Origin of the sequence: Bacillus sp. 522_BSPC, assembly GCF_001076885.1 — a bacterium.
GTDB lineage: Bacteria > Bacillota > Bacilli > Bacillales > Cytobacillaceae > Niallia > Niallia hominis.
In genome coordinates, this window is record NZ_JVDT01000199.1 from 1 (window position 1) to 5,246 (window position 5,246).

The window sequence follows — 5,246 nt, forward strand, 5'->3', positions numbered from 1 at the left end:
TTCGTGTTTGTTGTTGATTGAAATACTTATGTCCCAGCCTCTTTGTAATTATTTTATAGTTTTTTTATTAATATGTTTTGATGCTATTAGAATATCCCAACAATTATAGACTGAGAAAATTCAAACCCTATAACATGATTTCCAATACACAATTAATAGATTTTAAATTTCTCACTAACCATTTTGACGGATTGTGCCTAAGTCTCTCGTAACTAAATTTTAGCTCTTTAGAAGTTAGCGTTTTATATTTGTTGCAAGTTAATCCCCTTTGTTAAATAAAAAGTCCATTCGGTAATGAGCGATGAAGAAAAAAATGAAAGGCTAATCTAGATTACCAGATACTGATTGTTGATGTTTTCATCTCTTGTTACCAACTGCCTATCTACATACTATACCTAATTTACTTTTAAGCTTCTTTCCTTTGCGTAACGGAAGTCGTTACGATGAAAATGGTGAGTAAGGGAAAAATAGAAAAAAATGGTGTCAGGCAACAACCTTCCATATAAAGTCTTCCGGGCGGTCAAGTAGGTATATTTTAACCTCTAGCGTTTCCTCAATAATCTTATTTATTTTTGTCCAGTATATTTGCATTGTATATTCTCCTTACTCCATTATTTGCAAGTATCATCCTTCTAGTAAATGGAAATAATAACGGTATAACCTATTAGATGGAGGATTTATATAGTGACCACCAACACTAATTACAATGGAAAATTACCCCCTAACGCAGAATCTTATTGGATAAATACGGCTCATTTACCAGAGTACCCCCGCCTTGAGAATGACATGCAAGTTGATGTCGTTATTGTAGGAGGTGGCATTACAGGCATTACTTCCGCCTATCTGCTGGCGAATGAAGGGCTGAAAGTTGCTATTATCGAAGCAGACAAATTACTGAACGGGACAACAGGACATACCACAGCTAAAATCACTGCCCAGCATGATTTAATCTATGATGAACTAATCCGCTATGCTGGGAACACGATGGCAAGATTATACTACGAGGCAAACACCGATGCTTTAAACTTTGTTCAAGAAACGATCAATAAACATCAAATTGATTGTGAGTTCACTCAGCAAGATGCTTATGTTTATAGCACAACAGAAGAATATGCACTTAAACTAGAAAAAGAGGCAGATGCCTATAAGGAGCTTCTTATTGAAGGCGAACTCGTAAATAAACTCCCTTTCGATTTAGAAATATTTAATGCACTTGTTATGAAAAATCAAGCACAATTCCATCCACTTAAATACTTGGCTCATCTTACAAAAATAATTACCGAAAAAGGTGGATACATCTTTGAAAATACAACAGCTGTAGATATAGAGACTGGCGAACACCCCATCGTTCTTACTCGTGGAGGAGCTCGAATTACAGGAAAATACGTTCTTGCCTGTTCTCATTTCCCTTTTTATGAAGGAGCAGGACTTTACTCTACAAGAATGCATGCAGACCGTTCCTATATTATTGCTGCTAAAATAAAAACAGAATATCCAGGTGGTATGTATATTAGTGCCGATGAACCGAAAAGGTCTCTCCGCTATGCAACAATCAATGGCGAAGAAATGATTCTTATTTCTGGGGAAAGTCATAAAACAGGACAAGGAGGGGAAACACTCAAACATTACGAGGCCTTGGAGACCTTCGGCCAACAAGTATTCGGCATTGAAAATATTACATACCGTTGGTCAGCTCAAGATTTAGTTACACTGGATAAGATTCCTTACATTGGCGAAATTACCCCTGGTCAAAAAAATATATTAATCGCTAGTGGATATCGGAAATGGGGGATGACAAATGGAACCGCAGCTGCGCTTTTATTCCGAGATATCGTACTAGGAAAAAAGAACAAGTACCAGGAATTATATTCTCCTTCCCGTTTTCATCCGAATCCAAGTCTGAAAAACTTCTTAACGGAAAATGCGAACGTTGTTAGTCATTTAATTAAAGGGAAATTAGAAATTCCTCAGAAGAGTATCCATCATCTAGCCAACGATGAGGGAGCTGTTATTGACATTGATGGGCACAGAAAAGGGGCTTATAAAGATAAAGAGGGTATGCTTCATATCGTAGATACAACTTGTACTCACATGGGGTGTGAAGTGAAATGGAATAATGGTGAACGATCTTGGGATTGCCCGTGCCATGGTTCTAGATTCTCGTATACAGGGGAAGTGCTGGAAGGACCTGCCGAGAAGCCATTACAAAAATATGATTATAAACTGATAGATAATTTTACCTCAGAAGACTCTGGTTATTAAGTAAATTAAGTAAGCAAAAAAAACAGCTAAATATTGTTTAGCTGTTTTAGTTTGTCGACAAAAAGGTAAAATAGCTAGAGAAAACATCCATTTTCTATCTCCCTGAAATAGCACCTCTTCCCCTTATTTCTTTGGCTGTAAAATCATAAATATTCATTAACTCTCGTATTCCATTCTTAATTTCTAGTTCATTCAGGAAAGAATAACTAAGCCTTATATATGGGATATCTCTTCCATGCGGGTCGCAGATAGATCCTGGTACATACGAAATAGAACTTGCTAGTGCTCTGTTTTTCAATAAGCTTTTATCCATTTCTTCATCAATACGAACCCATAGATTTAATCCTCCACCCGGGCTATCCCATTTAAAATGATTCTTGAGCGCTGCTTCCATTCGCTCTTTTCTTAACTGCAATGCTATTCTTAGTTTTTCCATATGTATACGGACCCTATCCGAAGTAAGGTAAAACAAAAAAGCTTTCTGATTAAGCAAGGGAGTTCCATTATCCGCAAGCGCCTTTCCCTTAATGAGCCATTTGACAAGGCTTGGATGGGCGACCATTGCACATATTCTCAATCCTGGCGCCATATATTTACAGAAACTGCGTAAATAAATAACATACCCTCCTGTATCATATGAAAATATTGGCAGTGGAGGAGTTTCGTGGAAATAGATTTCATGAAAAGAATCATCTTCCAAAATAATGCATTGGTATTTTTCCGCTAAATCTGCGAGTTGCTTTCTTTGTTCAGCTGGCACGGTATAACCTGTCGGGTTGTGATAGGTTGGATTTGTATAAAAAAGCTTTGGTTTATACTTTTTCATAAGCGATTCTACTTCTTTTAGGCAAAAACCTGATTCTGTAATAGGGAGGGAAATGAGTTTCGCTCCCCTATTCACAAATATATCGATTGCTCCGCTGTATGTAGGACTTTCAATCATCACATAATCATGCCCCTGAACAAACACCTTTGCAATAATATCAATACCCTGCTGTGCCCCAGATGTAACGATAATGGAGTCTTCTTCTATGTACAGTTTGTCATACTTTTGGAAATAGGCAGATAATCCTGCAATCAATTCATCATCTCCCTTTACAGGTGCATAAGTCCCAAGCAAGTGAGGGTATCGATCAAATATCTCTTTAACATGTTGAGAAAGGTATCTGTTTGGCAATAATGTTGGATCAATAACTGCAGCAGAGAATTTATAAAAAGTTTGCTCACGATGAATTTCTGATAAATGGCTATTTTGAATATAGGAGTGGATAGCAGGCTGTTCTCCCTTTTCACTTAAATAATTGCTATCTTTACAATAATAGCCTGTTTTATCTTTTGCGTAGACATGACCTTCCTCCTTTAGAAGTTGATACGCTTTTAAGATTGTCAACCGATGAACCCCTAGCAAATCTGCAAGACCTCTTATGGAAGGAAGCTTTCTGTCTTTTTCCCATTCTCCTGTTTTAATACGTGTCAGTATATATTCATAAACTTGCTTGTATAAGGCAGTATGTTCTGATTTTACAACCATTATAATCCCTCCTCATCTTCTATTATTGTACCATTTGCTTAAATCTGGTCTATATAATCCCATCTGGTCTATCCAGCCTATTTTACAATTAATTGCAGGAGGGATTACGATGACGGTAATTATGTATTGTATCATGTGTTTTATTTTTGGAACTACTTTTTTGGCCATTAAGGTAGGAATAGATGAAGGCTTTCCGCCCTTTCTATCTGCGGGAATACGGTTTTTAGCAGCAGGTGCCATCCTTTATTTTTTTCTTCTTATACGCAAACGAACATCCTGGAAACTACTGTGTCGCAAAGAACTTATGTTCACAGGATTTTCTTTAACCTTTATTACCTTTGCTAGCCTTTATTGGGCAGAACAATTTGTTTCTTCAGGAATTGCAGCAGTACTTTCGGCTTCAGGACCAATTATGATTATCCTAATTCAGACTGCATTTTTACGAATAAAGATGAATCTATCCAGCATTTGCGGAGTAATAATAGGTTTTATTGGTGTCTTCTTTCTTTTTCTGCCTGGACTTACAATCGATTGGAGCATCCGTTGGATATTAGGATGTGGAATTATCCTCCTAGGTGAAATCGGCTATGCAGTCGGTACGATTTATTCTGGAAAAATTATCGGCACATTTAAAGAGGAAAGTCCAATGGCCATGAACGGTGTGCAAATGATTTATGGAGGAATATTCTTGCTACTTCTATCCCTATTTACAAGGGAAACAGCACCTGCACTAACAATCCCGAGTTTTTTATCTATCGTTTACTTGACAATTGCGGGATCAATGATTGGCCACACTATCTATTACTACCTAGTGGCAAAGACCAATGCCTTTCTTCCCTCGACATGGTTGTATGTATCACCGCTAATCGCTTTAACTATCGGCCATTTTTTCTATGAGGAAAATGTCCACCCAATCATGCTTATTGGAGTTTTTCTAATATTAAGTAGTCTTGTGTTAATAAACATTCGGAAAATCATAGAATTCATTGGAATCAAAAATATGGCATCCTCTTAAAAAAATGGTGCCAAAAAATGGTGTCAGGCACCATCAAAAGACAACTGTCTTTTTACGGTGCCTGACACTCACTTCACGTCGACTGAAATTACTTGATACAAAAGGCAAAGAGCTAACCTTACTAACGAATCGATTTGATTTAAGTGCAGATGAAATCGCCGAAATCTATAAATCACGTTGGGCGATTGAACTCTTTTTCAAATGGATGAAACAACATTTGAATATCAAAAAGTTCTATGGTCATAGTGAACAGGCTGTACACAATCAAGTGTATATAGCAATGATTGTATACTGTTTGAACGTATTGGCCCAGTTGAACACGAATAGCGATCGAAGTTATCTACAAATTAGCCGCTATTTAAAAGCAGCTTTATGGAAATCCGCAAACATTTGGTTACGCAAAATCAAAGGAAAGTGCGTGCCATAAGGGCTGTAACA

Annotated in this window: 3 protein-coding genes and 2 pseudogenes; 3 read left to right on the plus strand and 2 right to left on the minus strand. The window is 37.1% G+C overall.

Features of this window, described 5'->3' with window-relative positions; translation table 11 throughout:
- Positions 1-495: 495 nt before the first annotated feature.
- Positions 496-591, minus strand: a pseudogene (locus ADJ83_RS25315) (dihydropteridine reductase); the annotation flags it as partial.
- 93 nt (positions 592-684) lie between these two features.
- Between ADJ83_RS25315 and ADJ83_RS16715 the strand changes: the two are divergent.
- Positions 685-2,262, plus strand: a complete 1,578-nt coding sequence (locus tag ADJ83_RS16715; protein ID WP_031536466.1) for an FAD-dependent oxidoreductase — start codon at positions 685-687, stop codon at positions 2,260-2,262.
- A gap of 94 nt (positions 2,263-2,356) precedes the next feature.
- Here the strand turns inward: ADJ83_RS16715 and ADJ83_RS16720 are convergent, their stop codons facing one another.
- On the minus strand, positions 2,357-3,793 hold the full coding sequence (locus tag ADJ83_RS16720) for a PLP-dependent aminotransferase family protein (RefSeq protein WP_031536467.1): 1,437 nt from the start codon (positions 3,791-3,793) through the stop codon (positions 2,357-2,359).
- Between the two features lie 109 nt (positions 3,794-3,902).
- Here ADJ83_RS16720 and ADJ83_RS16725 point away from each other — a divergent pair, with 109 nt between their 5' ends.
- A complete protein-coding gene (locus ADJ83_RS16725) occupies positions 3,903-4,808 on the plus strand; it encodes a DMT family transporter (protein WP_031536468.1) in 906 nt (301 codons plus the stop codon).
- Positions 4,809-4,908: 100 nt separating this feature from the next.
- Positions 4,909-5,235: pseudogene (locus tag ADJ83_RS16730) on the plus strand (transposase); the annotation flags it as partial.
- Positions 5,236-5,246: the final 11 nt, after the last annotated feature.

Bases quoted from the DNA above. Each gene is read 5' to 3' on its own strand.
- ADJ83_RS16720 (WP_031536467.1), bottom strand. From the start codon at position 3,793: ATGGTTGTAAAATCAGAACATACTGCCTTATACAAGCAAGTTTATGAA.
- ADJ83_RS16725 (WP_031536468.1), top strand. From the start codon at position 3,903: ATGACGGTAATTATGTATTGTATCATGTGTTTTATTTTTGGAACTACT.